At 60.1% G+C, this 25,354-nt stretch carries 27 protein-coding genes; 14 read left to right on the top strand and 13 right to left on the bottom strand.

Translation table 11 applies throughout. The annotated features are described in order from the left end of the window. Positions 1–42 precede the first annotated feature (42 nt). The gene (locus tag AC0ZWN_RS20485; RefSeq protein WP_257358210.1) at positions 43–531 is read right to left on the bottom strand and encodes a GFA family protein; all 489 of its coding nucleotides are present in this window, start codon (positions 529–531) and stop codon (positions 43–45) included. 138 nt (positions 532–669) lie between these two features. Between AC0ZWN_RS20485 and glsB the strand changes: the two genes are divergently transcribed. Together glsB and AC0ZWN_RS20475 are read left to right on the top strand one after the other, a co-directional pair. After that, positions 670–1,578, top strand: a complete 909-nt coding sequence (gene glsB / locus AC0ZWN_RS20480) for a glutaminase B (protein WP_007911001.1) — start codon at positions 670–672, stop codon at positions 1,576–1,578. 189 nt (positions 1,579–1,767) lie between these two features. Next, the gene (locus AC0ZWN_RS20475) at positions 1,768–3,270 is read left to right on the top strand and encodes an aldehyde dehydrogenase family protein (protein ID WP_476336300.1); all 1,503 of its coding nucleotides are present in this window, start codon (positions 1,768–1,770) and stop codon (positions 3,268–3,270) included. A 104-nt stretch (positions 3,271–3,374) separates the two neighbouring features. On the opposite strand, the gene AC0ZWN_RS20470 is transcribed toward AC0ZWN_RS20475, so the two are convergent. The 3 genes from AC0ZWN_RS20470 to cynS all read right to left on the bottom strand — a co-directional run bounded on the left by AC0ZWN_RS20470 (position 3,375) and on the right by cynS (position 4,831). Further along, positions 3,375–4,034: a carbonic anhydrase gene (locus AC0ZWN_RS20470; protein ID WP_476336298.1), complete on the bottom strand. Its 660-nt coding sequence runs from the start codon at positions 4,032–4,034 to the stop codon at positions 3,375–3,377. Positions 4,035–4,046: 12 nt separating this feature from the next. Beyond that, complete coding sequence (locus tag AC0ZWN_RS20465) at positions 4,047–4,283, bottom strand: DUF2790 domain-containing protein (protein ID WP_116255396.1); 237 nt, start codon at positions 4,281–4,283, stop codon at positions 4,047–4,049. Between the two features lie 80 nt (positions 4,284–4,363). Then, positions 4,364–4,831: a cyanase gene (gene cynS, locus AC0ZWN_RS20460; protein WP_077573389.1), complete on the bottom strand. Its 468-nt coding sequence runs from the start codon at positions 4,829–4,831 to the stop codon at positions 4,364–4,366. Between the two features lie 120 nt (positions 4,832–4,951). Between cynS and cynR the strand changes: the two genes are divergently transcribed. Beyond that, positions 4,952–5,839 (top strand): transcriptional regulator CynR, encoded by an 888-nt coding sequence (gene cynR / locus AC0ZWN_RS20455; protein WP_476336296.1) that lies wholly within the window; start codon positions 4,952–4,954, stop codon positions 5,837–5,839. A 257-nt stretch (positions 5,840–6,096) separates the two neighbouring features. On the opposite strand, the gene AC0ZWN_RS20450 is transcribed toward cynR, so the two are convergent. From AC0ZWN_RS20450 to AC0ZWN_RS20440, 3 genes are all read right to left on the bottom strand, one after another. Further along, a complete protein-coding gene (locus AC0ZWN_RS20450; RefSeq protein WP_093437124.1) occupies positions 6,097–6,426 on the bottom strand; it encodes a hypothetical protein in 330 nt (109 codons plus the stop codon). 510 nt (positions 6,427–6,936) lie between these two features. Beyond that, the gene (locus AC0ZWN_RS20445; protein WP_476336295.1) at positions 6,937–7,440 is read right to left on the bottom strand and encodes a GNAT family N-acetyltransferase; all 504 of its coding nucleotides are present in this window, start codon (positions 7,438–7,440) and stop codon (positions 6,937–6,939) included. A 48-nt stretch (positions 7,441–7,488) separates the two neighbouring features. Beyond that, a complete protein-coding gene (locus AC0ZWN_RS20440) occupies positions 7,489–9,432 on the bottom strand; it encodes a DNA topoisomerase III (RefSeq protein WP_476336294.1) in 1,944 nt (647 codons plus the stop codon). A 277-nt stretch (positions 9,433–9,709) separates the two neighbouring features. Here AC0ZWN_RS20440 and AC0ZWN_RS20435 point away from each other — a divergent pair, with 277 nt between their 5' ends. Together AC0ZWN_RS20435 and AC0ZWN_RS20430 are read left to right on the top strand one after the other, a co-directional pair. Further along, positions 9,710–11,116, top strand: a complete 1,407-nt coding sequence (locus AC0ZWN_RS20435; protein WP_476336293.1) for a serralysin family metalloprotease — start codon at positions 9,710–9,712, stop codon at positions 11,114–11,116. Between the two features lie 291 nt (positions 11,117–11,407). After that, positions 11,408–11,776 carry a DUF427 domain-containing protein gene (locus AC0ZWN_RS20430; protein WP_463573606.1) on the top strand — a complete coding sequence of 123 codons (369 nt, stop codon included), beginning with the start codon at positions 11,408–11,410 and terminating at the stop codon, positions 11,774–11,776. A gap of 55 nt (positions 11,777–11,831) precedes the next feature. Here the strand turns inward: AC0ZWN_RS20430 and AC0ZWN_RS20425 are convergent, their stop codons facing one another. After that, positions 11,832–13,454: an MFS transporter gene (locus tag AC0ZWN_RS20425; RefSeq protein ID WP_095047447.1), complete on the bottom strand. Its 1,623-nt coding sequence runs from the start codon at positions 13,452–13,454 to the stop codon at positions 11,832–11,834. 170 nt (positions 13,455–13,624) lie between these two features. Then, complete coding sequence (locus tag AC0ZWN_RS20420; protein ID WP_476336292.1) at positions 13,625–15,271, bottom strand: GMC family oxidoreductase; 1,647 nt, start codon at positions 15,269–15,271, stop codon at positions 13,625–13,627. Between the two features lie 133 nt (positions 15,272–15,404). Here AC0ZWN_RS20420 and AC0ZWN_RS20415 point away from each other — a divergent pair, with 133 nt between their 5' ends. From AC0ZWN_RS20415 to arsH, 7 genes are all read left to right on the top strand, one after another. Beyond that, positions 15,405–16,316: a LysR family transcriptional regulator gene (locus AC0ZWN_RS20415; protein WP_122607131.1), complete on the top strand. Its 912-nt coding sequence runs from the start codon at positions 15,405–15,407 to the stop codon at positions 16,314–16,316. Positions 16,317–16,350: 34 nt separating this feature from the next. Further along, on the top strand, positions 16,351–16,803 hold the full coding sequence (locus AC0ZWN_RS20410) for a GNAT family N-acetyltransferase (RefSeq protein ID WP_476336291.1): 453 nt from the start codon (positions 16,351–16,353) through the stop codon (positions 16,801–16,803). Next, positions 16,793–17,224 carry a VOC family protein gene (locus AC0ZWN_RS20405; protein WP_476336290.1) on the top strand — a complete coding sequence of 144 codons (432 nt, stop codon included), beginning with the start codon at positions 16,793–16,795 and terminating at the stop codon, positions 17,222–17,224. The genes AC0ZWN_RS20410 and AC0ZWN_RS20405 overlap by 11 nt, the downstream gene beginning before the upstream one ends. A gap of 148 nt (positions 17,225–17,372) precedes the next feature. Next, on the top strand, positions 17,373–17,720 hold the full coding sequence (locus AC0ZWN_RS20400; protein ID WP_476336289.1) for a metalloregulator ArsR/SmtB family transcription factor: 348 nt from the start codon (positions 17,373–17,375) through the stop codon (positions 17,718–17,720). A gap of 23 nt (positions 17,721–17,743) precedes the next feature. Continuing rightward, entirely contained in the window at positions 17,744–19,027 is a 1,284-nt protein-coding gene (locus AC0ZWN_RS20395) for an arsenic transporter (protein WP_095047441.1), read from the top strand. A gap of 28 nt (positions 19,028–19,055) precedes the next feature. Beyond that, positions 19,056–19,526, top strand: a complete 471-nt coding sequence (locus AC0ZWN_RS20390) for an arsenate reductase ArsC (protein ID WP_476336288.1) — start codon at positions 19,056–19,058, stop codon at positions 19,524–19,526. Positions 19,527–19,535: 9 nt separating this feature from the next. Next, on the top strand, positions 19,536–20,231 hold the full coding sequence (gene arsH / locus AC0ZWN_RS20385) for an arsenical resistance protein ArsH (protein ID WP_476336287.1): 696 nt from the start codon (positions 19,536–19,538) through the stop codon (positions 20,229–20,231). Between the two features lie 29 nt (positions 20,232–20,260). On the opposite strand, the gene AC0ZWN_RS20380 is transcribed toward arsH, so the two are convergent. Further along, a complete protein-coding gene (locus AC0ZWN_RS20380) occupies positions 20,261–21,187 on the bottom strand; it encodes a universal stress protein (RefSeq protein WP_476336286.1) in 927 nt (308 codons plus the stop codon). Between AC0ZWN_RS20380 and AC0ZWN_RS20375 the strand changes: the two genes are divergently transcribed. Next, positions 21,186–21,401 carry a hypothetical protein gene (locus AC0ZWN_RS20375; protein ID WP_095125752.1) on the top strand — a complete coding sequence of 72 codons (216 nt, stop codon included), beginning with the start codon at positions 21,186–21,188 and terminating at the stop codon, positions 21,399–21,401. The genes AC0ZWN_RS20380 and AC0ZWN_RS20375 overlap by 2 nt on opposite strands. A 34-nt stretch (positions 21,402–21,435) precedes the next feature. Next, complete coding sequence (locus AC0ZWN_RS20370) at positions 21,436–22,509, top strand: NAD(P)-dependent alcohol dehydrogenase (RefSeq protein ID WP_476336285.1); 1,074 nt, start codon at positions 21,436–21,438, stop codon at positions 22,507–22,509. A gap of 49 nt (positions 22,510–22,558) precedes the next feature. Here the strand turns inward: AC0ZWN_RS20370 and AC0ZWN_RS20365 are convergent, their stop codons facing one another. The 3 genes from AC0ZWN_RS20365 to AC0ZWN_RS20355 form a co-directional block, all read right to left on the bottom strand. Continuing rightward, positions 22,559–23,122, bottom strand: coding sequence for an N-acetyltransferase family protein (locus AC0ZWN_RS20365; RefSeq protein ID WP_476336284.1), 564 nt, complete (start codon positions 23,120–23,122; stop codon positions 22,559–22,561). A gap of 157 nt (positions 23,123–23,279) precedes the next feature. Further along, positions 23,280–24,695, bottom strand: a complete 1,416-nt coding sequence (locus tag AC0ZWN_RS20360) for an ATP-binding protein (RefSeq protein WP_095125750.1) — start codon at positions 24,693–24,695, stop codon at positions 23,280–23,282. Further along, entirely contained in the window at positions 24,692–25,354 is a 663-nt protein-coding gene (locus AC0ZWN_RS20355; protein ID WP_007910671.1) for a response regulator, read from the bottom strand. The genes AC0ZWN_RS20360 and AC0ZWN_RS20355 overlap by 4 nt, the downstream gene beginning before the upstream one ends.

The following is a 25,354-nucleotide window of genomic DNA, read 5'->3' as shown; positions in this document are numbered from 1 at the left end:
GAGCAGGCTCACTCCTACAGGGGGGAGCCTGGAGTTACGCGGTCAGCGGGTCAAACCGAGGCGTTCATGCCACTGGGCAATGGATTCTTCGGGGTAGACGTCAAACTGTTTGTCTTTCGCTTTAACGTCGATTTCCACCCACGGTGCTTTCGAACCGAGCATCAGATGCGTATGTTCCGGCGGCACCGGCAACGGCGTGTCGATGGCCGAGGCAAACGGGTGGATCAGTTCCGGCCATTCCGGGCTGAACAGCCACAAGCCGCTGCCGCACAATGAACAGAAATGCCGCTCGGCCGTGCTGCGATGGGCGCGCTGGTCGCCTTCGTCTTTCATCTTCGCGTGGTAAATGCTGATGTGTTTGCGCCCGCGCACCTTGAGGCTGGTCGCGTCGCCGCCAAGGTTGATCGCATAACCGCCACCGCCCTGAGTCTTGCGACAGATCGAGCAATAGCAGCGTTGATAAGGGTAGGGATGGGCGCTGGTGAGACTGAACGTGACCTCGCCACAATGGCAGGAGCCTTCGAGTTGCATGGTTGCTCTCCCGTTTTTGAATGTGCGGTTGAGCCTAGAACATTCAGTGCGATGGCGGCCGGTGTGATTCGACGGGCGGGCGCAGCGTCTAGCCCCAGTGTCCCCGCAATCCCATGGGGCGAGACTTCGGAACCCGGCATGCAAGCGCTGTTGAACGAGATTCTTGACGCTGTCCGCCCGCTGATCGGGCAGGGCAAGGTGGCTGACTACATTCCTGCCCTCGGCACCGTGCCGGCCAATCAGCTGGGCATCGCCGTGTACGGCAACGACGGCGAGATGTATTGCGCCGGTGACGCCGAGACGCCGTTCTCGGTGCAGAGCATTTCCAAGGTGTTCAGCCTGGTGCAGGCGATCGATCATTCCGGCGAAGCGATCTGGGAACGCCTCGGTCACGAGCCGTCCGGGCAACCGTTCAACTCGCTGGTGCAACTGGAATTCGAGCGCGGTCGGCCACGCAACCCGTTCATCAATGCCGGCGCGCTGGTGATCTGCGACATCAACCAGTCACGCTTTGCCGCACCGACCCTGTCGATGCGTGACTTCGTCCGGCGCCTGTCAGGCAATCCGCAGATCATGATCGACGGCAAAGTCGCCGACTCCGAATATCAACACCGTGCGCGCAATGCGGCGATGGCGTATCTGATGCAGTCGTTCGGCAACTTCCACAACGACGTCGAAGCGGTGCTGCGCAGCTATTTCAGCCACTGCGCATTGCGCATGAATTGCATTGATCTGGCGCGGGCGTTCTGCTTTCTGGCCAACGACGGTTTCTGCAAACACAGCGGCGAACAGATCCTTACGCGTCGGCAGACCCAGCAGGTCAACTCGATCATGGCTACCAGCGGTTTGTATGACGAAGCGGGCAACTTCGCTTATCGCGTTGGCTTGCCGGGCAAGAGCGGTGTCGGCGGCGGGATTGTCGCGGTGGTGCCGGGGCAGTTCACGGTGTGCGTGTGGTCGCCAGAATTGAATGCGGCGGGGAATTCGTTGGCGGGCATGGCGGCGTTGGAGATGCTTAGCGCGCGGATTGGCTGGTCAGTCTTCTGACCCGATCACACAAACACCACAAAACCCTGTGGGAGCGAGCTTGCTCGCGAAGGCGTCAGGTCAGCCAACATTGATGTATCAGATCCACCGCTTTCGCGAGCAAGCTCGCTCCCACAGGGTTAGCGGTTGCTTTGGAGGATTGTGTTCCTATACATTTTCCGGCCGCTCCCTGCATGGTGAATCCGCTTCATGTCTCTTGCGCTCGAACGTCTAGTCGCTGGCACGCCGATCCCTTTCGCTGGTAACCGCGTCACCGTGGTCAGCCCCGAACTGGCCGCGCGCTTTCAGCCCGGAGACCATCTGCTGGTGGAGCAGGTCAGTGGCGAGTTGCTGTTGATTCCCGTGGCGGATCAGCAAGCGGCGTCCGTGGCGATCGAGCGCGCGGCAGCGGCATTCACGGCGTTGTCGGCGGTGTCCGATGAGGCCATCAGCCAGTTTTTCGACCTGTTTGCGCAACGTCTGGAAACCCCTGCGTGCTGGGCTCACATCGAAACCGCCAACCGCGCGGACATCGAACGCGCCAAGGCGCGCGGTCGTTCCACCACCCGATTGCTCGCCGATGAGCGCATGCGCCGCGACATGATCGCCGGCCTGCGCGCCTGGCGTGATGCCGCCGCTACGCGCGGCAAAGTCATTAGCAGCGTCGAGCACGACGGCTGGAAGGTTGAACAGGTTGTCTCGCCATTGGGCATCGTCGCGTTTGTCTTCGAAGGACGCCCTAACGTGTTCGCCGACGCCGCCGGTGTCTTGCGCACTGGCAACACCGCTGTGCTGCGCATCGGCAGCGATGCATTGGGTACCGCGCAAGCCATCGTCACTCATGCGTTGAACCCGGCGCTGGCCGATGCCGGTCTGCCGGCCGGCGCGGTCTCGTTGGTGGAAAGCGTCAATCATGCCGCCGGTTGGGCGATGTTCGCTGACCGGCGTTTGTCGCTGGCGGTGGCGCGCGGTTCGGGTCGTGCGGTCAGTCAGTTGGGCAGTATCGCCCAGCAGGCTGGCACCGCTGTCAGCCTGCACGGCACGGGGGGCGCGTGGTTGATTGCCGATCGTGATGCCGATGCCCAACGTTTCGCCGCCGTGGTGCGCAACTCGCTGGATCGCAAAGTCTGCAATACGTTGAACGTCTGTCTGATCCAGCGTGATCGCGCGGTGGAACTGGTGCCGTTGTTTCTTGAGGCATTGCAACAGGCCGGCACCGCGCGTGGTCAGGGCTGCAAATTGCACATCGTCGAAGGCAGCGAAAGTTGCTTGCCGAGCGAGTGGCAGAACGCGACGGTCGAGGTCTATCGCGCCGAGGGCTATCAGACCGAAGCACTGGCCGAACCCTTGGCAGAGTCCGAGTTGGGCCGCGAGTGGGAGTGGGAAGAAACCCCGGAAGTCAGCCTGATGATCGTTGACGATCTGGATCAGGCGATTGCGCTGTTCAACCGCTACAGCCCGCAATTTACCGTGTCGTTGATCAGCGAGGATGCGCAGGTTCAGGAGCGTTTTTACAACGCGGTGAATGCGCCGTTCGTGGGCAACGGCATTACCCGTTGGGTCGATGGGCAGTACGCGCTCAACAAACCAGAGTTGGGGCTTTCGAACTGGGAGAGTGGGCGCTTGTTTGCGCGCAGTGCGATTCTTTCGGGGGATGGCGTGTTTACTGTTCGTAGCCGGATGACCCAGATCGATCTCACGGTAAAACGTTAATCTCGTGTAGGAGCTGCCGAAGGCTGCGATCTTTTGATCTTGTTTTTAAAAGCAAAATCAAAAGATCGCAGCCTTCGGCAGCTCCTACAGGGATGGCTTGAATTTCAGGCGGCTGCAGTGGCGTTTGCCTGAATTGCGCAAGTCGCTGGTTGCTCGGCCAGCGGCACAAACGTGCGGCGGTCGGCGGACAGCGCATCGATCGAGCCGGTCTCGATGTCATACACCCAGCCATGCAGATTCAGCAGGCCTTTCTCCTGAGCCAGACGTACGCTCGGGTGGGTCTGAATGTTCGCCAGTTGCGCGATCACGTTTTCGCGCACCATCGAACTCAACTTCGCCGCGTCATTGGCATGCGGCCGCGCTTCATTCACCACTTTCGCCGACTCGGCATGCTGCAGCCAGCCACTGACGGCGGGCAGGTGATCCATGCATTTGCACTGCGCAATCGCGGTCATCGCGCCGCAGTCCGAATGGCCGCAGATCACAATGTCGGTCACGCCAAGCACCGCCACCGCGTACTCCACCGTCGCCGAAACGCCACCCGGATGCGGGCTGTAGGACGGCACGATATTGCCAGCGTTGCGGATCACAAACAGTTCGCCGGGTTCTTGTTGGGTCAGCAGTTCAGGCACGACACGGCTGTCGGAACAGGTGATGAACAAGGTGCCGGGCTGTTGCGTGGTCGCCAGGTGTTTGAACAGTTCGGTGCGTTGCGGAAACGCTTCGTTCTGGAATTTCAGGAAGCCATCAATCAGGTTTTTCATGGTGTTGTCCTCTCAGTTCGAGCAACCGCTGCCGAATTCGCTGTATTGAAGAATGTGTTTGCCGCCGTGGCTGTCCAGATACGTCATCTCCACCGGCACCACGCCACACACATCGGCAACCGGGGTAATGCTCAGCACTTGGGCGATATCCAGCTGCATGCCGTAGCGGTAGGCAACGGCCTCGTCAGCGGCAGATGCCTGGACGGAAAAGCCGCCGAGCAGGGCCAGGATCAGTAGAATTTTTTGCATGGGGCAGCCTCCAGACGCAGTGGTGACGGGTAACCATTTGGGGTGGGTTGGCCCGCACGCAGGGTGCGGGACGGTGCGGATCAGAACGGACGCAGGGGCAGGAACTTGCCGTCGAGGGTGACCACCGCGCGGGAGCCGCCTTCCGGGTCTTCAACTTTCTTGATGTCGAGCTTGAAGTTGATCGCGCTGATGATGCCGTCGCCGAACTGTTCGTGAACCAGGGCCTTGAGGGTGGTGCCGTAGATCTGGATCATCTCGTGGAAGCGGTAGATGGTCGGGTCGGTCGGCACGCCGCTGAGGCTGCCACGCAGCGGGATGATCTGCATCGCCGCGACGTCTTCAGCGCTCAGCTCAAGCTTGTCGCCGACTACTTGGGCGGCGTTTTCTGGCAGCGGGTGTTGGCCAAGCAGGGCTGCGGTGACGTACGCCAGGCTGAGGCCGGTGCCGTCGGCCAGATCCTGCCACGACAGATCTTTGCGTGCCTTGGCGTCGAGAATGCGGGTGGTCAGGGCCAGGCTGGTGTCGTTGTAGGCGTGGGACTGTTGCATGGTGTCACTCCTTTCAGGGGTTGGCTTGCTGTGTGGGATTGATCTTCTGCCGATTGATCCATAGCGTCCAAGACCGATATACAATGCTTGGCATAAGTCCTGCCTATAGATGGTGTTCCCATGCTGCTGCGACATTTGCGTTACCTGCTGGCCGTTGCCGATCACGGCGGCTTTACCCGTGCCGCCGAGGCGTTGCATGTTTCACAGCCAACCCTTTCGCAGCAGATTCGCCAACTGGAAGAGACACTGGGGGTCAATCTGTTTGATCGCACCTCGCGAACGGTCAAACCCACCGATGCTGGCGAGGCCTACATCGAATGCGCGCGACGGGTGCTGGTTGAGCTGGAGGCGGGTAAGCGCGCGTTGCATGACGTGAAGGATTTGTCTCGCGGGATGTTGCGTCTGGCGATGACGCCGACGTTCATGGCTTATCTGGTCGGCCCGTTGGTGCGCGATTTTGCCGCGCGCTATCCGGGAATTCATTTGCAGATTTTCGAGCTGTCGATGGACGACATCGAGGCGGGGTTAGCGGATGACTCGCTGGATATTGCGATTGCGTTTACGCCGGTGCGCAATGCTGATATCGAATGCATTCCGGCGTTTACCGAAACGTTGGGGATCATGGTCGGGCGTGAGCATCCGCTGTATGACAGTGTGGCGGTGCTGACACCGGAGGATATCGCTTCACTGGATTTCGCCTTGTTGGCGCCGGACTTCATTACGCGGTTATCGGTGGATGAGTATTTTCGCCAACACGGGATTACGCCGCAGGTGCGGATCGAGGTGAATTCGGTGAGTACGTTGCTGGAAGTGGTGCGTCATTCGCCGCTGGCGACGATGTTGCCGCAGGCGATTGCGACCGAGGATCGGGCGTTGCGTCGGTTGCGCGTGGAGAGCGAGGCGCCGCAGCGTGGAGCGGCGTTGTTGCGGCGGCGCAATAATTATCACAGTGCGGCGGCGGTGGCGTTTGCTGAAATGGTGTTGGGCTGGGGGATGCCCTCACCCTAACCCTCTCCCAAGGGGAGAGGGGACTGACGGAGAGATGTTGGAGTAATACGCCGACCTGAAAGTGTTTTGCTGAATCCATAATCAACTCGGTGTTCCGGGTTGACGGATGACTTGAGATCTCTCGATCGGCTCCCTCTCCCTCGGGAGAGGGCTGGGGTGAGGGGCCACAATTCCAGTCACGCCAAATCAATGCAAGCGAACAAAAAAAGGCCTGCTTCCTTTAAGGAAGCAGGCCTTTCAATTATTTAATTACTAGCTCAGCAGAACCGATCAATCACCCGAACTTCATTCTTATTCTGCATCGAATCCCACGCCTGTTTCAGCGTTTGCAGAACATTCCCGATGAAGTCCTTGTCGGCCGCAGCTTTCTTGCCAACATAACCGTGGCCGCGACGGTACATCTTCAGGCGGGCCAGCAGGTTCTGGTGGTTGCGGTCGAACTCGTCTTCGTCAGCATGGGTCGCCAGGCAGTCGATATGCACCTGACCCGACTTGCTGATCCAGAGAATATGGCTGTCATGGCTGTCTTTCTGCGCAGCGAACATACGAGCCAGTTCTTCGATAGTAGGTTGATTGTTCAGATTCATGATATTGCCCCTTGACCAGTCTGGTGATCTTTCAAAGTTGATTCGCTAATACAGGTAGCCCATCGGTTAGTTGATCCCTGGCACCGAAACCAGGACGTCAGCGCTCGCCCGTGTGAAGTACGGGGTCGTGCATCTGTTGCATGTAGTCGTGTTGAATAACTGCTACGCAATAGCGTCACAACGAGGAGAAGCAGCGAAAACCGGGAGGCTCCTTGACGACATTTACCGTGTCAGCCACAAGCGTCTTGAGAATTTTCGCCAGCGCTTCTCGTCCTTGTACTGGACGTTCAGGCCAGGTCAGCTTCTTCAATCTGCCTTGTGGGCAGCGTGTATCCGGAAAAAACAACTCGGCGGTCAGACGAGTTTGCTCAAGCGTGTTACCGATGTTCCCGATCGGGGAACGTCTTCATCATGCAAAAGCAAAACGATGCCGTCAACGGTTTTGTAGTGATTATTTTTGTTCACTACATATTGTCGGACAAAGCTGTTTTGGAATGAGAAAGAATCCGTTCAGGCGACGGAAAAAGGCGTATTCAGCACGTAGAAAGTGCACGGATAACCGTCCACTTCGCGCTGCTGGCGGGTGAAATCGCCGCCGCTCAATTGCGGGATGAGCCCAGCCCAGAAGCGTTGTGCCGGCAGGTTGGCGTTGATATGGAAAATCTGCCATTGACCGGGGATGCGGCTCAAGAGGGCAGAGACGACAAACTGCGCGACGCCTTGGCCACGAAAGCGTCGGGCGATGAAGAAATAGCCGATGTTGTGTTCGGCTCCAGCGATGTGGATTTCGTTATCGACGGTCACGAAACCGGCGAGTTCGCCATCGACGCGAATCAGGAACGGTTGGGTGGCCGGATGGCGCCAGTAGTCGGTTTTCGGCTGGATCGAGAAAAAGCCGTGCTCGGCGAGCTTCAGCGGCAGCCATTCGCTGAAGTCGTACATGTAGAACTGCATGAGGTTTTCGATGATATCCAGCTCATCGCGCTGGGCGGGGTGCAGTTCGATATTGGCCATGCGCCGGGTTCCTGAAAGTGATGAGCCTTGCAGAAACACTAGCGGGTTTTATTTGCCTGACGGTTTCGCTGTGCGTTTTGTCGTACCCGTGGTTTTGCTACGGGTCGATTTGCGTTTTTTCTTCCACGGGGCCGCCGCTTTGCCGGCTGGTGGCGGGCCGCTGATGGTCAGGCTGAGACTGGAACAGCGCGTCACCTGTTTGCTCATCCACGCCGCCTGTTTGGTGACGAACTCTTCCAGACTCATTTCGCCACTTTGCACCATGTCCAGCGCCTGTTCCCAGATCGCCGTGGTGCCGGGGTCGGCAATTGCGCGGGGCACCGCATCGATCAGGCTGAACGCGGCCGGGGTGGCGGCGAGGGCCTTGCCGTTTTTCACCAGATAGCCACGATCCAGCAACCCTTGAATGATCGACGCGCGGGTGGCCTCGGTGCCGATCCCGGTGGTGTCCTTGAGCTTCTGTTTGAGCAGCGGATCCTCGACCAGTTTGGCGACGTTTTTCATCGCCTTGATCAGATCGCCCTCGGTGTAGGGTTTCGGTGGTTGCGTCCACAGGTCCTTGAACTTAACGTCAGCCACCGCGCACTCCACGCCTTGCGTAAGTGCCGGCAAGGTTTGCGGCGCGGGCGCCTCGCGGCCCTTGGCCGCTGCCAGTGCTTCGGGCAATGCGCGTTTCCAGCCCGGTTCAATGATTTGTTTGCCGACTGCGCGCAACGCTTCACCGGCGCAATCGAAATCGGCCTGAGTGCGATCGTATTCATGATTGGGCAGGAACTGCGCCAGATAGCGCGCGCGGATCAGCGTGTACACCGCGCGATGCTTGCCGGTCAGGCGTTCAAGATTCTTCGCAGCAGCGGTGGGAATAATGCCGTGGTGAGCGCTGACCTTGGCGTCGTTCCACGCGCGGGATTTGCGTTGTGGCTCCAGAAACCCCTTGAGCGCCTCAAGACCCGGATCGGCCTGACGCAACGCGGCGAGAATCCCCGGCGCCTCGCTGTGCTGGCTCAGCGGCAAGTAGCCGCAATCGCTGCGCGGGTAAGTGATGACCTTGTAGGTTTCGTAGAGCGCCTGGGCGATGTCGAGGGTTTCCTGCGCGCCGAGGCCGAGTTTCTTCGAGCAGACTTCCTGCAAGGTGCCGAGATCGAAGGGCAGGGGTGCCACCTCGCGCATGCGCTCGGTTTTCAGCTTGACCACCCGCGCACTGGCAGCGCTGCTGATCGCAGCCGCGGCTTGCTGGGCCAACGCCTGATTGAGGCAGCGATCCTGATCGTCACAGGCATCCGCCGGCGCCCGCCACTGTGCGGTAAACGGCGTGCCGTTGTGCAGCAGATCGACATCGATCGCCCAGAACGGCACCGGCACGAAATCGGCGATGCTGCGATCGCGATCGACCACCAGCCGCAAGGTCGGCGTCTGCACGCGACCCACCGGCAACACCCCTTGATATCCCGATTGACGCCCCAGCAGTGTGAACAGCCGACTCATGTTCATGCCGATCAGCCAATCCGCCCGCGAGCGGCCCAGCGCCGAGTGATACAGGCTGAAGGTCTCGGCCCCGGGTTTCAGTGCGGCAAGGGCCTTGCGGATCGAAGCTTCGTCCAGTGCCGAGAGCCATAAACGGCGGATCGGCCCGCGATAACGACAATGCTCGACCAGTTCCCGGGCGATCATCTCGCCCTCACGGTCGGCGTCAGTGGCGATGATCAGTTCGCTGGCTTCACCCAGCAGGCGCTTGACCGCTTTGTACTGGCTGGCCGTGCGCGGCTTGACGGTCATTTTCCACTTGTCCGGAATGATCGGCAGATCGGCCAGGACCCAGCGCTTGTAGCGGGCGTCGTAGGCGTCCGGCGGGGCGGTTTCGAGCAAGTGGCCGATGCACCAGGTCACCGTGACGTCTGTTCCCAGCCAGCAGCCGTCGCCCCGACGCCTGGCGCCGAGCACGGCCGCAATGTCTTTGGCCTGAGAAGGTTTTTCACAGAGGTACAACCGCATAACCACCCACGTCGATCAAGGTCCGCACAGGTGCACAGAATGGCCGGACTTGGCGTCAGCGGCAACTTTTATCTGTATGGATATACAGATAAAAAACATTGCAGTACGTGACGGGCAATACAGGGACGCAGGCCGGGCTATCGAGAAATTGATTAGCGCCCGGTTTGCGCCTGTGTCAGGTTTTTCGCCGATGCAAACACGCGAGTGACAGGACGATCTCGCCAGAAGATCGCCGTGGTCTGTCGACACTGACTACTCAGAAACAAGGAAGTCCACCATGGCTCAAGCCAAATCCAAAACCACCAGCGCTTTCGACCAGGTCGATGCTTTCAGCCACTTGTATGACCGTGGCGTTGGGCTGGTCAACGGCAAACCCTCATTTACCGCTGACCAGGCCGCTGATGAAATCCTGCGCAAAGGCCTGTCGTGGGGCGACAAGAATGCTGATGGCAAGATCGACCTCAGCTACAGCTTTCTGACCGACAAACCGGCGAATTACAACGTCAAACTGGGCAACTTCAGCGAGTTCAGCGCCCAGCAAAAGGCCCAGGCCGTGCTGGCCATGCAATCCTGGGCCGACGTCGCCAACTGCACCTTTAGCGAAGGCAAGGGCGGCGATGGCCACATGACGTTCGGCAACTACGACGTCAGCACCGGTGGTGCGGCATTCGCTTACCTGCCCAGCGGCGGTGGCTATGACGGCCAGTCGTGGTACCTGATCAACGATCAATATCAGGTCAACAAGACCCCGGACACCAACAACTACGGGCGCCAGACCCTGACCCACGAGATCGGTCACACCCTCGGCCTGTCGCACCCAGGCGCCTACAACGCCGGCAACGGCAACCCGACCTACAACGACGCCAAGTACGCTGAAGACACCCGTGGCTACAGCCTGATGAGTTATTGGAACGAAGCCAATACCGATCAGAATTTCAGCAAGGACGGCAGCGGCGCGTACGCCTCGGCGCCGCTGCTCGACGATATTGTCGCGGTGCAAAAACTGTATGGAGCCAACTACGCGACCCGTGCCGATGACACCACGTACGGCTTCAACTCCAACGCGGAGCGCGATTTCTACAGCGCCACTTCGGCGTCTTCCAAAGTGGTTTTCTCGGTGTGGGACGGCGGCGGCAACGATACGCTGGACTTCTCCGGCTTCAGTCAGAACCAGAAGATCAACCTCAATGAAGGTTCGTTCTCCGATGTTGGTGGCTTGGTCGGCAACGTTTCCGTTGCTTACGGGGTGACCGTGGAGAATGCGCTGGGCGGTTCGGGCAATGACCTGCTGATGGGTAATGCGGCCGCCAACGATCTGGTCGGCGGTGCCGGCAACGACATTATCTACGGTGGTGGCGGTGGCGATACGTTGTGGGGCGGCGAGGGGGCAGACACCTTCGTGTTCGGCGCTGCCAGCGATTCGACCATGACCGCACCGGACTGGATCATGGATTTCACCAGCGGTCTGGACAAGATCGACCTGTCGGGCATCGCCGGTTTCGCCACGGGCGCGGCATCGCTGAATTTTGTCAGTGGCTTCACCGGGCATGCGGGCGATGCGATTCTGACTTACTTTGCCCAGACCAATCAGACCAGCCTGATGGTTGATCTGACGGGGCAGGGGGCGGTGGACTTTGCTGTGGGTGTGGTTGGGCAGGCGGTGGCGGCTGATATCGTTGCGTGATGCCTGGAGAGCGGCCCTCACCCTAACCCTCTCCCAGGGGGAGAGGGGACTGATTGGGGGATATTGGCGAAATTCACCGACTTGAACGATTGGCTTTGAATCCATAATCGAAACCGCACGTTCAGGTCGATGTAGAACTAAAGACACCTAGGTAGGCTCCCTCTCCCTCGGGGAGAGGGCTGGGGTGAGGGGCTTTTGAAGTTGATGGGGCCGTTCAGCTGCAAACCCACCCCAACCAGAACCAATGAGCTATACCTGAACCGGTCTCTTCGCCGTATTCAGGAGAACCCCATGAAAAGCTCCGGCCCTAGTCCCGTCATTGCCCTCGAACAACTTCCCGGCTGCCTGATAGTGAAATTCCACGGCATCCAGGTCGCGGCCTCGTCCCACGTACTGATCCTCAACGAAGCCAACTACCCGCCGGTCTATTACATCCCCCGCGAAGACATCGACGAAAAGTACTTCGCCCGCACCGACCACACCAGTTATTGCCCGTACAAGGGCGACGCCAATTACTTCAGTCTGCAAGTGCCGGGGCATGAAGGGGCGAATGCGGTGTGGACTTACGAAAATCCGAAAGTGTCAGTGGCACCGATCCGCGACTACGTGGCGTTTTATCCCGATCAGGTGAAGTTCGAGGTGATCAAGGCAGATGCCTGAGCAAAAAAATCGGCGAGGGTAAAAGCCCTCGCCGATTGATGTGTCTGGTTGAGTTTCAGTTCTTGTCGAGATCGATATTCTTCGTCTCACGCAAACAGATCATCCCCACCACCAGGCTGACCCCGGTGATCAACACCGGATACCACAACCCGTAAAAGATATCCCCGGTGTACACCACCAGCGCAAACGACACCGTCGGCAGGAACCCGCCAAACCAGCCGTTGCCGATGTGGTACGGCAGTGACATCGAGGTGTAGCGAATGCGCGTCGGGAACAGTTCGACCATCAGCGCCGCGAGCGGGCCGTAGCACATGGCCGAGATGATGATCAGCGCCACGATCAGGGCGACGATCATCGGTTTGTTGATTTGCTGCAGATCAGCCTGTTGCGGGTAGCCGGCCAAGGTGATCGCGCCGCGCAGGGCAGCCTCGTCGAAGCCATCGAGTTTGACATCGCCGACGCTTACCTGCACGGCGCTGCCAGCAGGCGCAGCGGCGCTGGAGTAGGGCAGGCCTTGCTTGACCAGGAAGGTTTTGACCTTGTCGCACGGGCTGTCGAATTTGGCTTTGCCCACCGGATCGAACTGGAAGGTGCAAGTTGCCGGATCCGCCAGTACGGTAATTGGCGCCTGACGGCTGGCCTGATCGATCGCCGGGTTGGCGTAGTGGGCGAGGGATTTGAAGATCGGGAAGTACAGCGCCGTGGCCAGCAGCAGGCCGAGCATCAGTACCGGTTTACGGCCGACCTTGTCCGACAGCCAGCCGAAAAAGATAAAGAACGGCGCGCCGATGACCACGCTGATGATCAGCAAGGTGTTGGCCACCGCCGGGTCCATTTTCAGGAACTGGGTGAGGAAGAACAGCACGTAGAACTGCGCCGCGTAGAAGGTCACCGCTTGCCCGGCGTTGATGCTGAACAGGGCGATCAACACGACCTTGAGGTTTTCCCATTTGCCGAAAGATTCGCGGATCGGCGCTTTCGAGGTTTTGCCTTCCTCTTTCATTTTCAGGTACGCCGGCGACTCGTGCAGGCTCAGGCGGATCCAGGTGGAAATGCCCAGCAGCACGATCGACAGCAGGAACGGAATGCGCCAGCCCCAGACTTCAAACTGGTCGCCGGTGAAGTAGCGGCAACCGAGCACCACCAGCAGCGACAGCAACAGGCCGAGGGTCGCGGTGGACTGAATCCAACTGGTGTGGAAACCGCGTTTGCCAATCGGCGCGTGCTCGGCCACGTAGGTCGCAGCGCCGCCGTATTCACCTCCGAGCGCTAGGCCCTGCAGCATGCGCAGCACCACCAGAATGATCGGCGCGGCGATGCCGATGCTGGCGTAGGTCGGCAGCAGACCGACGCAGAACGTTGCGACGCCCATCAGAATGATTGTCGCGAGAAAGGTGTATTTGCGCCCGATCATGTCCCCCAACCGACCGAACACCAGCGCCCCGAACGGTCGCACGATAAAGCCGGCGGCGAAGGCCATCAGCGCAAAGATGAACGCCGTGGTGTCGTTGACCCCGGCGAAAAACTGCTTGCTGATCACTGCCGCGAGGGCGCCGTAGAGGAAGAAGTCATACCACTCGAACACCGTCCCCAGTGAGGAAGCGAAGATGACTTTGCGTGTATCCGGGCTGGTCTCCGCGCTGCGCACGGCGTCCAGCGGCTGAACGTGTTCTGACATATCGGTATCCCTCACAGTGATTGTTTTTGTTGTTCCACTGGTGTTGCGTGTCCGGGTGATGCCTTGAATTAAACGCGGTCCCTTGTAGGAGCTGCCGCAGGCTGCGATCTTTTGATCTTGCTTTTGATCTGGAAAATCCAAAGTCAAAAGATCGCAGCCTTCGGCAGCTCCTACAGGGTTTGGGCCAGCTCCAATTTCGGGGTGCTGCTCCTGGTGTTGGGGTTGAGGATCAGTTGTGCCGCTTTCTCGGCAATCATCAGCGTAGGCGAACAGGTGTTGCCCGAGGTAATGCGCGGCATGATCGAAGCATCAGCGATGCGCAAACCGGGCACACCGTGCACGCGCAGTTGCGCATCGACCACCGCATCGCCGTCATTGCCCATGCGGCAGGTGCCAACCGGATGGAAAATCGTCGTGCCGATCTTCGCCGCCGCTTGCTGCAATTCTTCGTCACTTTGCAGGCTGGCGCCGGGCAGATATTCCACCGGTTTGAATGCGCGCAGGGCCGGGGCGCTGACGATGCGGCGGGTCAGGCGGATGGCATCTGCTGCCACGCGCAGGTCTTCGGGATGGCTTAGATAATTGGGTTGAATCAGCGGTGCTTCCTGTGGATCCGCCGAACGAATATCGATGCGCCCACGACTCTGCGGACGCAGATCGCACACCGAAGCGGTAAACGCCGGAAAGCTGTGCAACGGCTCGCCAAAACGCTCCAGGGACAGGGGCTGCACGTGGTACTCAAGATTCGCTGAGGTCTGCTCCGGCCCTGAACGCGCAAACGCGCCCAACTGACTCGGCGCCATCGACAGCGGCCCACTGCGGTCATACAAATAACGCAGGCCCATGCCCATCTTGCCCCACACGCTGCCAGCGATCTGATTCAGCGTGCGAGCATTTTCCAGTTTGTAGATCAGGCGCAGTTGGAGGTGATCCTGAAGATTGCCGCCGACGCCCGGCAGCTCATGAATCACGCCGATTCCCAAGCGTTCGAGCAGCGGCCGCGGACCAATCCCGGAGCGTTGCAGAATGCTCGGCGATCCAACGGCACCGGCGCACAAGATGATCTCCTTGCGCGCCTTGAACTGTTTGATTTGACCTTCGTGACGCGCGCTGACTTTCGAGGCGCGACCGTCTTCGAGCAGCACCTGATCCACCTCAACCCCGGTCAGCACCGTCAGATTCGTCCGGTCACGCACCGGTTTCAAAAATGCCTTCGCCGCGTTCCAGCGTACGCCGGATTTCTGATTGACCTGAAAGTAGCCGCAACCTTCGTTGTCGCCCTGATTGAAGTCGTCGATGCTGGCAATGCCGCTCTGCTCGGCGGCACTGCGAAACGCATCCAGAATCGGCCACGACAGGCGCTGCTGTTCAACCCGCCACTCACCCTTGGCACCGTGGAATTCAGCCGCACCGGCAAAGTGGTTTTCGCTCTGTTTGAACAGCGGCAGCACATCGTTCCAGGCCCAGCCGGGATTGCCCTCGGCCGCCCAGCCGTCATAGTCGTTGGCCTGGCCGCGCATGTAGATCATGCCGTTGATGGACGAACAACCGCCCAGCACTTTACCGCGCGGATAGCTCAGCGCGCGGCCGTTGAGACCGGGTTGTTCTTCGGTCTTGAAGCACCAGTCGGTGCGCGGGTTACCGATGCAGAACAGGTAACCGACAGGAATGTGAATCCACGCATAGTTGTCGCGCCCACCGGCTTCGAGCAACAGCACGCGCTGCTGCGGATCTGCCGACAGTCGATTGGCCAGCAAACACCCGGCAGGGCCGGCACCGACCACGATGTAGTCGTATTCATCAAGGGAAGTCTGCATTCCCTGACCTCGCTTTTTGTTTTTATTGTCGGACACTCTAGTTGTTAGCTTTCGTTAAAAGAATGTTAGTTTTTGCGCAGCCGCTGTGCGTTTTTAAACAGCCTGCATTGACCATAGCCGACAAGGACACGCCATGTTCGACTGGAACGACCTGCGGTTTTTTCTCGAACTGCAACGCAGCGGCCGCCTGCTCACCGCCGCCCGCCGTCTCAACACTACCCACGCCACTGTTGCCCGCCATATCGAAGCCATCGAAAAAAGCCTCGGCACCGCGCTGTTCGTCCAGCACGCCCAAGGCTACGAAATGACCCCGGCAGGGGAGGCGCTGCTTAAACACGCTGAAGCGATGGAAAACGTTGCGTTGCTGGCGCAGGAGGAAATCACCCAATCCACTGCGCCGTTGGGCAAGATTCGTGTTGGCGTCACCGAAGGGCTAGGCATCAAGTTTCTCGCCAGCCGCATGATCGGCTTGTTCGAGCGCTATCCGGGATTGGAAGTGGAACTGGTCGCGGTGCCGCGCTTTGTCAGCATCCTCAACCGTGAAGCGGAAATCAGTATTCATCTGGAGCGCCCGGCTGCGGACATGCTGGTCACGCGCAAGCTCACGGACTATCGCTTGGCGCTGTACGCCAGCCAGCGCTATCTCGATAAAGCCCCGCCCCTGCACAGCCGCGAGGACCTTGGGCGGCATGCGTGGATCGGTTATGTCGACGATTTGCTGTTCAGCCAGGAATTGATGTTTCTCAACAGTTTCTGTCGCAGCCCTCGGGTTGTGTTTCACAGCACCAGCGTCATCGCGCAGCAGGAGGCGGCGCGGTCGGGATTGGGCATTGCGGTGTTGCCTTGCTACATGGCCGAGTCGGATCCCGATCTGGTGCCGTTGCTGCCGGATGAAAGCATCGAGCGCAGCTACTGGATCAGTACGCGGCGCGAGTTGCACAAGTCGGTGCGGCTGCGGGTGGTCTGGGATTATGTGGTGGGGTTATGTGAGGCGGAGCAGGGGTTGCTGCTGGGCAGATCGCAGGTTGGCTCCTCTTTTGCTTGAAAGCGCCAAGGCCTTTTAACAATGGAGAGCAGCAATGAGGGAATGGCTTACCGTTCGCGACATCAATGCGGACACCTTGAAGGCCATCAGTGACGGCGTCTTGCGGCATGGCCGAGCCTTGTCTGAGGCTCGCGGCGGGCACGCTGAAGCCATCGCCTGTGCGCTGATGGAGGAGGGAACACTGATCGGCGGCGCTACCGGCAGAACCGAATTCCGGCGCCTGTTTGTCAATTACCTGTGGATCGACGCGCAATGGCGCGGAACCGGGCTGGGTACTCAGGCGTTGCACAAGCTTGAGGCGTTAGCGGTTGAAAGGGCGTGCGTGGATGCGTTGATCGAAACGCTGGATGACGACGTCGCCCGTTGGTACACCCGCTGCGGCTACCGATTGATCGCGCACGTGCCTGAATACTGCGGCCCGTGGAGTCGTCATACGCTGTTGAAAACCCTTGGTGCAACCCCAGGAAATGCCGCCGATGATCAGTAGCGATCTGGGCAGTACACCCAAAACCGGCAGGCTTCATCACGTTGAAATCAATGTCTCATCGCTGGAAGTCTCGCTGCGCTTTTGGCAGCCGTTGCTCTTGATGCTGGGTTATACGCAGCATCAAAACTGGCCCGCCGGGCGCAGCTTTATGCTCAACGGCACCTACCTGGTGTTCGTTCAGGCAAGCGATCTGCAACAGGGCTTTAACCGCCGGGGCGTGGGCTTGAATCATCTGGCGTTCCAGGCGGGTTCACAGGCGCAAGTGGATGAAATGGCGGATTGGCTGCGAACGTCCGGTTTTCGTCTTCTCTACGAGAGCGCCTATCCGCACGCCGGCGGCCCGGAGCACTACGCCCTCTACTGTGAGGATCCGGACAAGATCAAAGTAGAGATCGTCGCGCCGGTGGACACGCACCTGTAGTCCCGTTTGCAGGGCTGGCAGGAATGACGTTGCGTGCGGCATTGAAGACTGTGCCTTCTACAGCGCTTTGGCAAAAAGGAAATTCTTGGGGTTGATTAATATATGGATATCCGTATATTCGAATTTCCATATGTGCAGAGCCCATTCCATGATCACTCCCACCGAAGTCTTCAAGAGCCTCGCTGACGAAACCCGTGTCCGCGCCATGCTGCTCATTTCCGATCAAGGTGAACTCTGCGTCTGCGAGCTGATGTGTGCGCTCGACGACAGCCAACCGAAAATCAGCCGCCACCTCGCGCAACTGCGCAGCAATGGCTTGCTGCTCGATCGCCGTCAGGGCCAGTGGGTCTATTACCGGCTCAATCCGCAGCTGCCGACGTGGGTGCGCGAGATTCTGCAAGTGACGTCCAAAGCCAACGCCGATTGGCTCAAGGACAACGCCGCCCGCCTGCAGAACATGGACGGGCGTCCGGTGCGCGAAGCCGCCTGCTGCTGAATCCGGATTTAGAGAGTTCTGACATGTTGCTGGCTTTCGCTGTTTTCGTCTTCACCCTCGTACTCGTCATCTGGCAACCCAAAGGATTAGGCGTCGGTTGGAGCGCCACGTTCGGTGCCCTGATCGCCCTGGCTGTCGGTGCCGTTTCGCTGCAGGACATTCCCACAGTGTGGGCCATCGTCTGGAACGCCACCGCCACGTTTATCGCGGTGATCATCATCAGCCTGCTGCTGGATGAAGCCGGCTTCTTTGAATGGGCGGCACTCCACGTTGCACGATGGGCAAAGGGCAGTGGTTATCGATTGTTCGCGTTCTGCGTGTTGCTCGGCGCGGCGGTGGCGGCGGTGTTCGCCAACGACGGTGCGGCGCTGATCCTCACACCCATTGTCATGTCGATGTTGCTGGCGCTGCGCTTTTCACCGGCGGCGACGTTGGCATTCGTCATGGCCGCCGGGTTTATTGCCGACACGGCCAGCCTGCCGCTGGTGGTATCAAATCTGGTCAACATCGTCTCCGCCGACTACTTCGGCTTGGGCTTTGCCGAATACGCATCGGTGATGGTGCCGGTGAGTCTGGTCAGTGTCGCGGCGACGTTGCTGGTGCTGTTTGTGTACTTCCGGCGCGATGTGCCACAGCGCTACCCGGTTGAGGCGCTTCAGGAACCCAAAGCAGCGATTCGCGACCACGCCACCTTTGTGGTCGGCGGCTGGACACTGCTGATATTGCTGGTCGGACTGTTCGCTCTGGAACCGCTGGGGATTCCTGTCAGTGCCGTTGCGGCAGTGTGTGCGGCGATCCTTTTTGCGGTCGCTGCCAAGGGCCACAAGATCGCTACCCGACGGGTTTTGCGCGATGCACCGTGGCAGATCGTGGTGTTCTCGCTGGGCATGTATCTGGTGGTGTATGGCCTGAAGAATGCCGGGTTGACTGACCTGCTGGCCGTCGTCCTCGACCGCTTGGCCGAGCAAGGTTTATGGAGTGCCACCCTCGGCACTGGCCTGCTGTCCGCGCTGTTGTCATCGGTGATGAACAACATGCCCAGCGTGCTGATCGGTGCGCTGTCGATCCAGGCCAGCGACGCCCAAGGGCTCGTTCGCGAAGCGATGATCTACGCCAACATCATTGGCTGCGACCTTGGCCCGAAAATCACCCCCATCGGTAGCCTCGCCACGTTGCTCTGGCTGCATGTGCTGGAACGCAAAGGTCTGCGCATCACCTGGGGCTACTACTTCAAGGTCGGCATTCTGCTGACCCTTCCTGTTCTTTTGATCACTCTTTCGGCGCTAGCACTGCGCCTGAGCCTTTGATGTCCGCCAAAAGCGGTAGGAGCAATCCATGCGAGTTCTGTTCATGTGCACGGCCAACAGCTGCCGCAGCATCCTCTCTGAAGCCATGTTCAATCATCTGGCGCCAGCGGGATTCGAAGCGGTGAGTGCCGGCAGTTTTCCCAAAGGTCAGGTCTTGCCGCGCAGCCTGTCGACGCTGCAACAGGCCGGCATCGCCATCGATGGTTTGCACAGCAAGGGCAACGACGCTTTTGAAAGCAACCCGCCAGATATCGTCATCACCGTGTGCGACAAAGCCGCTGGCGAAACTTGCCCGGTGTATTTCGGCCCGGCGCTGAAATCCCACTGGGGGCTGGAAGATCCCTCCGAAGTGAAGGGCGACGAAGCCACTGTCGACGCGGCTTTTCACGCCACCCTTATGCGCATCGGCCAACGCTGTCAGGCCTTCCTCGATCTGCCTTTCCACTCGCTCAGCCGCGATCAACTCAAGGCTGAGCTCGACCGCATCGGCACGCTTTAAGGAGGATTTATGTCCGAACTGCCCAACCTCGATCTCAATCTGTTCGATAACGCCAAACCGTCGCAAGCGGACGCGCACAAACCGCGCATCCTGCTGCTCTACGGCTCGACCCGCGAACGCTCGTTCAGCCGTTTGCTGGTAGAAGAGGCCGCGCGCCTGCTCGAACACTTTGGCGCCGAAACGCGGATCTTCAACCCATCCGGTCTGCCACTGCCCGACGACGCTCCGGTCGACCATCCCAAGGTGCAGGAACTGCGCGAGCTGGTGCTTTGGTCGGAAGGTCAGGTCTGGTGTTCGCCAGAACGGCACGGCGCGATGTCCGCCGTGTTCAAGGCGCAGATCGACTGGATCCCGCTGGAACTCGGCGCCGTGCGCCCGACTCAGGGCAAAACCCTGGCGGTGATGCAGGTCTGCGGCGGTTCGCAGTCGTTCAACGTGGTCAACCAATTGCGCGTGTTGGGCCGCTGGATGCGCATGTTCACCATCCCCAACCAATCCTCGGTGCCGAAGGCCTACATGGAATTCGACGACGCCGGGCGGATGAAGGCGTCGCCGTTCTACGATCGTGTGGTCGATGTGATGGAAGAACTGGTGAAGTTCACCGTGCTGCTGCGTGATCAACAGGCGCATCTGGTCGACCGTTACTCCGAGCGCAAGGAAAGTGCCGAGCAATTGATGGCGCGGGTCAATCAGCGCTCGATCTGAGGCCGTCCCTCGGCGAGGGACGGCTGCGTTCAGTCGACCAGTACTTGCGGTGACACCACCCAGACGCTGCAGGGCATTTTGTACAGCAACTGTTCCACCGTGCTACCGATCAACCGACCGAGGCCGCGATGACCGATCCGGCCCATGACGATCACGTCGATGTCATAGGCATCGGCGTAGCTGCACAGCACGTTGGCCGGATTGCCCATGATCATGTGCTGGCGTTCCGGCGCGATGCCGTTGCGCTCGGCCAGTTCGCGGAACGCATCACCTTGCGCATCGAACAGGGTTTTCGCCTTGCCCGGGGTAAAAAACGTCGAGGCGTTGCCAAAACCGAACTCGTCGGCGCTGATCGATGACAGGTCGTAGGCGTAGATCACATCCAGTTCGGCATCGCAGAGGCTGGCCAGTTTCGCGGCCTCGCGCAGGATGCGGTCGTTGAAGTCAGCGTATTGCTCGTCGCGATGAAACGGATCAATCGCCGCGACGATCCGCCGAGGCCGGGCATGCTGAACATGGCTGACAAAGTGCAGCGGCACCCGGCATTCACGCAGCAAATGAACATCGAGCGGGGTGAACATCAATCGCGACATGAACGAGGCGTGCTGCAGATCCTTGATCAGCAGGGCCATCGGCTGCTCCTTGAGATGAATCTGAATCTCGCGCAACGGATTGTCGACCCACACCACTTCCGTGGTCACGGTCACGCCGAGGTGGCGCATCGGCCTGGCCTGATCCTCCAGCCATTGGTGGTGGCGCTCGACATAACCCAGGCGCATCTGTTCCAGGGCCTGCTCGTTGACCAATCCGGCGGTCGCCAGCCCTTCGAGGTAATCGAATGCCACGATATGCAGCGCCGCACCCGATGCCTTGGCCAGGGCAGCGGCCCGATCGAACGCAGGGCTGTGTTTCATCAGCGGTGAAGCTACCAGCATGAAACGTGCTTGCTCGGACATGACGAATCTCCTGTGGGTAGCGGCATTGGCCGGCCAGACGCAACGGCGTCAGTTCATGTTGCTCCGTGCCGCCGGGCGTGGCTTGATCTTTGTCAATGACGCAGCTGAGCAACGCCCGCGCCCGACGGGCGGTAACGGCGGGCGCAATCCTGCATTGATTGATCGTTATCAACCTTGTGTCGGTCAGTTCGGCGCAGCCTTGGAAAGGTGCTGAACTCACTGCAAACACCTGCACAGGAATCTTGATCATGACCATGATGAAAGCGGCGATATTCGTCGAAAAGAATCGCATCGTGCTGGATGACAAACCGATCCCCGAGGTTGGCCCGCTGGACGCGCTGGTGCGCATCACCACCACGACAATCTGCGGCACCGACGTACATATCCTGCGTGGCGAGTATCCGGTGGCCAAAGGTTTGACCGTCGGTCACGAACCGGTGGGCGTGATCGAGAAACTTGGCTCACAGGTGCGCGGATTTTTCGAGGGCCAACGGGTGATTGCCGGCGCGATTACCCCCAGCGGCCAAAGCTACGCCTGTCTGTGCGGCTGCGGCTCCCAGGACGGGCCGGACACTCGCCACGGCTTTCGCGCCACCGGCGGCTGGAAATTCGGCAACATCATCGATGGCTGCCAGGCGGAGTACGTCTTGGTGCCCGATGCTTTGGCCAACCTGTGTCCGATCCCCGACGGGCTCAGCGACGAACAGGTGCTGATGTGCCCGGACATCATGTCCACCGGGTTCTCCGGCGCCGAACGTGGTGAAGTCAGTATCGGCGACAGCGTTGCGGTATTCGCGCTGGGGCCGATCGGTCTGTGCGCGGTGGCCGGGGCGCGGCTCAAGGGCGCGAGCGTGATCATTGGCGTCGACGCGGTGGCCGAGCGCATGAGCGTCGCGCGGCAGTTGGGCGCGACCCATGTGGTCAACTTCAAGGATGGCGACGTGGTCGAGCAAATCATGGCGTTGACCGATGGGCGCGGCGTGGATGTGTCCATCGAAGCCTTGGGCACCCAAGGCACGTTCGAGTCTGCCTTGCGGGTGTTACGCCCGGGCGGACGCTTGTCGAGCCTCGGGGTTTACGCGTCGGACCTGCGCATTCCCTACGCTGCCTTCGCGGCGGGGCTGGGCGATTACAGCATCGTCAGCACCCTGTGCCCCGGCGGCAAGGAACGCATGCGCCGGCTGATGGCGGTGGTGCAAAGCGGTGGCGTCGATCTGTCGCCGCTAGTGACCCACCACTTCAAACTGGACGATATCGAAGCGGCCTATGAACTGTTCGCGCATCAGCGCGATGGGGTGATGAAGGTGGCGATCACGCCTTGATCGGCAATGCGCTCCGCACCTTTGGCGGGTACGGGGCGCAGGAATGTCGCTACAGACTCAGGCGATGAATGACCTGGTGGGCATCGTCAGGATCGCTGTGGGTTTCAAAGCCCAGTGATCGGGCGAGGTCGCGCATGTCCGTATTGCTGGCCGAATCCACCGAATACATATGCTTGAAACCGTTGTGCCGGGCGGTCTTGATCAGGTGTTCCATCAGCAGCGTGGCCAGGCCCAGATGCATCCATTCATCGGCGACCGTCACAGCGCATTCGCAGTCCTGTTCGCCCGTGGCGGCGTAGCGGCTGATGCCGATCTCGATCAATTCGCCATTTTCGTGAGCCAGTGCGATGAAGGCCGCGCGTTGTTTGTAATCGACGTCCATCAACTGATCGAGCAACGCGGTGCCCGGTTCACTGATCTGCGCGAGAAAACGCAGGTGTCGGGACTCGGGCGACAAGCGCTTGATAAACGCGTACTCGCGTTCGCGATCCGTGGCGGCCAGGGCACGGATCAAGACGTGGCGGCCATCCTTGAGCGACTCGATCCAGTATTCACCTTGGTGCGCGGCATAGGCCGGCGCCGCGCGGTCATTGTGGTCTTTGACAGTGAGCATGAGATGAGCCTCCATCGGGGCTGAACGAGCAACGCGCAGGAGAGTGCGCTGAGTCTGTTCTACACCGATGTCAGCCCCGGAAGCTGATCTGGATCAGATTCCGACGCGCGGCCACTGTTTTTTAGCGGGCGATGGTGCTTCTGTTTCCGCAACAGGCTCAGCCCTGAGGTGGTTCGCGGGTGCTGCGTTGCGATGCGGGGCGCGGTTGCCCGTCGGGAATCGACAAGGTCGCGCGCAGGCCGCCCTCAGCGCGGTTGACCAAAGTGATCCGTCCGCCCAACTGCGTGGCGATGGTGTTGACGATGGTCAGTCCCAGCCCCGCGCCGTGGGCATTGCCGCGACTGTAGAAGCGTTCGAACAAGCGCGCCCGGTCGGTTTCATCGATGCCCGGCCCCTGATCTTCAACGCTCAAGTGATAGAAACCCTCAGCCTGGCTGAGCAGCACGGTGATCACGCCGTGTTCCGGGGAGAAGTTCGCAGCATTGGTGATCAGGTTGTTCAGGGCAATGTCGATCGTGCCGGGGCTGGCCATGATGTTGAACGGCTGGGCGCTGTCTTCAAAGGCCAGTTCCAGGTGTTTGCTCAGCAACCATGGCGTCAATTGCACCAGGCTGTTGCGCACGGTTTCGCTGAGGTCGATGGGTTGCAGCGGCGGCGGATTGGGTTTCGGCTCCAGACGCGCCATGGTCAGCAACTGGTTGACCAGGCGACTGGTGCGGTCGACCCCGGCGATCAGAAACGCCAGCGATTCGCGGCGTTCCTGTTCGGTGCCGGCCTCCTGCAGGTTCTGCGCATGCACCCGCAGCACCGCCAGCGGCGTACGCATTTCGTGGGCGGCGTCGGCGATAAAGCGCCGCTCGCGGCCGAGCACTTCCTGGATCTGCGCGAGCATACGGTTGAGCGCCGCCTGCATCGGTTCCAGCTCACTGGGCAGCGGCGCCAATTGCAACGGTTCCAGCGAACCGCTGTGGCGGGCGCGCAAGGTTTCGGCCATGTTCGCCAAAGGTTTGAGGCCCCAGCCAATCGCCAGCCAGACCATCGCTGCCAGCAGCAGGCTGCCGACCACGTTCGGCCACAGCGTGTGACGGACGATGCGGTCGACCAGATCGGCGCGCACATCGTCGCGCTCACCGACCCAGATGCGCAGGCCGTTCTGTTTGTCTTCAAGGAGAAAGGCGCGCCAGTGCCGATTGTTCAGATCCACCACATCGCTGAAACCCGGCTGAGTCGGCGGCGCCTTGAAGGACGGTGCGCTGGCGGTGTGCACCAACACATCACCGGCAGGATTCCACACCTGAAAGGCGATTTTGCGTTCGTAAGGATGACCCTCGCCGCGCGGCACCGCTTCGCCCAGCGCCGAGTTGAACGCCTGGTAAAGCTCTGCGTGCTGTTTGCTGGCCAGGGGCATGCGCATCACCCCTTGCAACAAGCGCGCGTTCTGCGCCAATTGTGCGTCGTAGACTTCGGCGATTTCGTGGTTGCTGTCGTGCAGGTTGAAGGTGCTGAGCACCGCGAGGCCGGCCAGCAACAGGCCGATGATCAAGGTCAGCGTGCGGCGGCGGATCGAGGTCATCGACGCTCCTCCACCAGATAACCGACACCACGGATGGTGCGGATCAGGTCGGTGGAAAACTTCTTGCGCAAGTGATGAATGTGCACTTCGAGGGTGTTGCTTTCGGCTTCTTCATTCCAGCCGTAGAGCAGTTGCATCAGTTGATCGCGGGTCATCACCCGGCCCGGTGGCGACAGCAGCTCGTGCAGCAACTGATATTCCTTGGGCGTCAGGGCCACAGGCTGGCCCTGATAGCTGACTTGCTGGGTGCCGGGGTTAAGGCTGATGCCGGCATGCTCGATCAACGCCTGGGCGCGCCCGGCACTGCGCCGCAACAGGGCGCGCAAGCGTGCCTTGAGCTCGTCCAGGTCGAACGGTTTGATCAGGTAGTCGTCGGCCCCGGCGTCGAGCCCGGCGATGCGATCTTCGGTAGCGTCGCGCGCGGTAAGAATCAGCACCGGCAGATTCGAACCGCTGTCGCGCAGGCGGCGCAGCACTTGCAGGCCGTCCATGCGCGGCAGACCGAGATCCAACACGGCGACATCGAAGGTTTCACTGAGCAGCGCATGCAACGCGCTGCTGCCGTCCTTGAGCCAGTCGACGGTGTAACCCTCGCGGCCCAGCGCCTGATGAATGCCTTCACCCAGCGCCACGTCATCCTCAACCAGTAATAAACGCAC

The organism is Pseudomonas sp. 3B-A001-10F, from assembly GCF_056313565.1.
This window is presented reverse-complemented; position numbering and strand designations above follow the sequence as displayed.

Excerpts from the sequence above, each read along its gene's own strand:
- AC0ZWN_RS20485 (WP_257358210.1), bottom strand. The coding sequence starts at position 531 with ATGCAACTCGAAGGCTCCTGCCATTGTGGCGAGGTCACGTTCAGTCTC.
- glsB (WP_007911001.1), top strand. The coding sequence starts at position 670 with ATGCAAGCGCTGTTGAACGAGATTCTTGACGCTGTCCGCCCGCTGATC.
- AC0ZWN_RS20475 (WP_476336300.1), top strand. The coding sequence starts at position 1,768 with ATGTCTCTTGCGCTCGAACGTCTAGTCGCTGGCACGCCGATCCCTTTC.
- AC0ZWN_RS20470 (WP_476336298.1), bottom strand. The coding sequence starts at position 4,034 with ATGAAAAACCTGATTGATGGCTTCCTGAAATTCCAGAACGAAGCGTTT.
- AC0ZWN_RS20465 (WP_116255396.1), bottom strand. The coding sequence starts at position 4,283 with ATGCAAAAAATTCTACTGATCCTGGCCCTGCTCGGCGGCTTTTCCGTC.
- cynS (WP_077573389.1), bottom strand. The coding sequence starts at position 4,831 with ATGCAACAGTCCCACGCCTACAACGACACCAGCCTGGCCCTGACCACC.
- cynR (WP_476336296.1), top strand. The coding sequence starts at position 4,952 with ATGCTGCTGCGACATTTGCGTTACCTGCTGGCCGTTGCCGATCACGGC.
- AC0ZWN_RS20450 (WP_093437124.1), bottom strand. The coding sequence starts at position 6,426 with ATGAATCTGAACAATCAACCTACTATCGAAGAACTGGCTCGTATGTTC.
- AC0ZWN_RS20445 (WP_476336295.1), bottom strand. The coding sequence starts at position 7,440 with ATGGCCAATATCGAACTGCACCCCGCCCAGCGCGATGAGCTGGATATC.
- AC0ZWN_RS20440 (WP_476336294.1), bottom strand. The coding sequence starts at position 9,432 with ATGCGGTTGTACCTCTGTGAAAAACCTTCTCAGGCCAAAGACATTGCG.
- AC0ZWN_RS20435 (WP_476336293.1), top strand. The coding sequence starts at position 9,710 with ATGGCTCAAGCCAAATCCAAAACCACCAGCGCTTTCGACCAGGTCGAT.
- AC0ZWN_RS20430 (WP_463573606.1), top strand. The coding sequence starts at position 11,408 with ATGAAAAGCTCCGGCCCTAGTCCCGTCATTGCCCTCGAACAACTTCCC.
- AC0ZWN_RS20425 (WP_095047447.1), bottom strand. The coding sequence starts at position 13,454 with ATGTCAGAACACGTTCAGCCGCTGGACGCCGTGCGCAGCGCGGAGACC.
- AC0ZWN_RS20420 (WP_476336292.1), bottom strand. The coding sequence starts at position 15,271 with ATGCAGACTTCCCTTGATGAATACGACTACATCGTGGTCGGTGCCGGC.
- AC0ZWN_RS20415 (WP_122607131.1), top strand. The coding sequence starts at position 15,405 with ATGTTCGACTGGAACGACCTGCGGTTTTTTCTCGAACTGCAACGCAGC.
- AC0ZWN_RS20410 (WP_476336291.1), top strand. The coding sequence starts at position 16,351 with ATGAGGGAATGGCTTACCGTTCGCGACATCAATGCGGACACCTTGAAG.
- AC0ZWN_RS20405 (WP_476336290.1), top strand. The coding sequence starts at position 16,793 with ATGATCAGTAGCGATCTGGGCAGTACACCCAAAACCGGCAGGCTTCAT.
- AC0ZWN_RS20400 (WP_476336289.1), top strand. The coding sequence starts at position 17,373 with ATGATCACTCCCACCGAAGTCTTCAAGAGCCTCGCTGACGAAACCCGT.
- AC0ZWN_RS20395 (WP_095047441.1), top strand. The coding sequence starts at position 17,744 with ATGTTGCTGGCTTTCGCTGTTTTCGTCTTCACCCTCGTACTCGTCATC.
- AC0ZWN_RS20390 (WP_476336288.1), top strand. The coding sequence starts at position 19,056 with ATGCGAGTTCTGTTCATGTGCACGGCCAACAGCTGCCGCAGCATCCTC.
- arsH (WP_476336287.1), top strand. The coding sequence starts at position 19,536 with ATGTCCGAACTGCCCAACCTCGATCTCAATCTGTTCGATAACGCCAAA.
- AC0ZWN_RS20375 (WP_095125752.1), top strand. The coding sequence starts at position 21,186 with ATGACGAATCTCCTGTGGGTAGCGGCATTGGCCGGCCAGACGCAACGG.
- AC0ZWN_RS20380 (WP_476336286.1), bottom strand. The coding sequence starts at position 21,187 with ATGTCCGAGCAAGCACGTTTCATGCTGGTAGCTTCACCGCTGATGAAA.
- AC0ZWN_RS20370 (WP_476336285.1), top strand. The coding sequence starts at position 21,436 with ATGACCATGATGAAAGCGGCGATATTCGTCGAAAAGAATCGCATCGTG.
- AC0ZWN_RS20365 (WP_476336284.1), bottom strand. The coding sequence starts at position 23,122 with ATGCTCACTGTCAAAGACCACAATGACCGCGCGGCGCCGGCCTATGCC.
- AC0ZWN_RS20360 (WP_095125750.1), bottom strand. The coding sequence starts at position 24,695 with ATGACCTCGATCCGCCGCCGCACGCTGACCTTGATCATCGGCCTGTTG.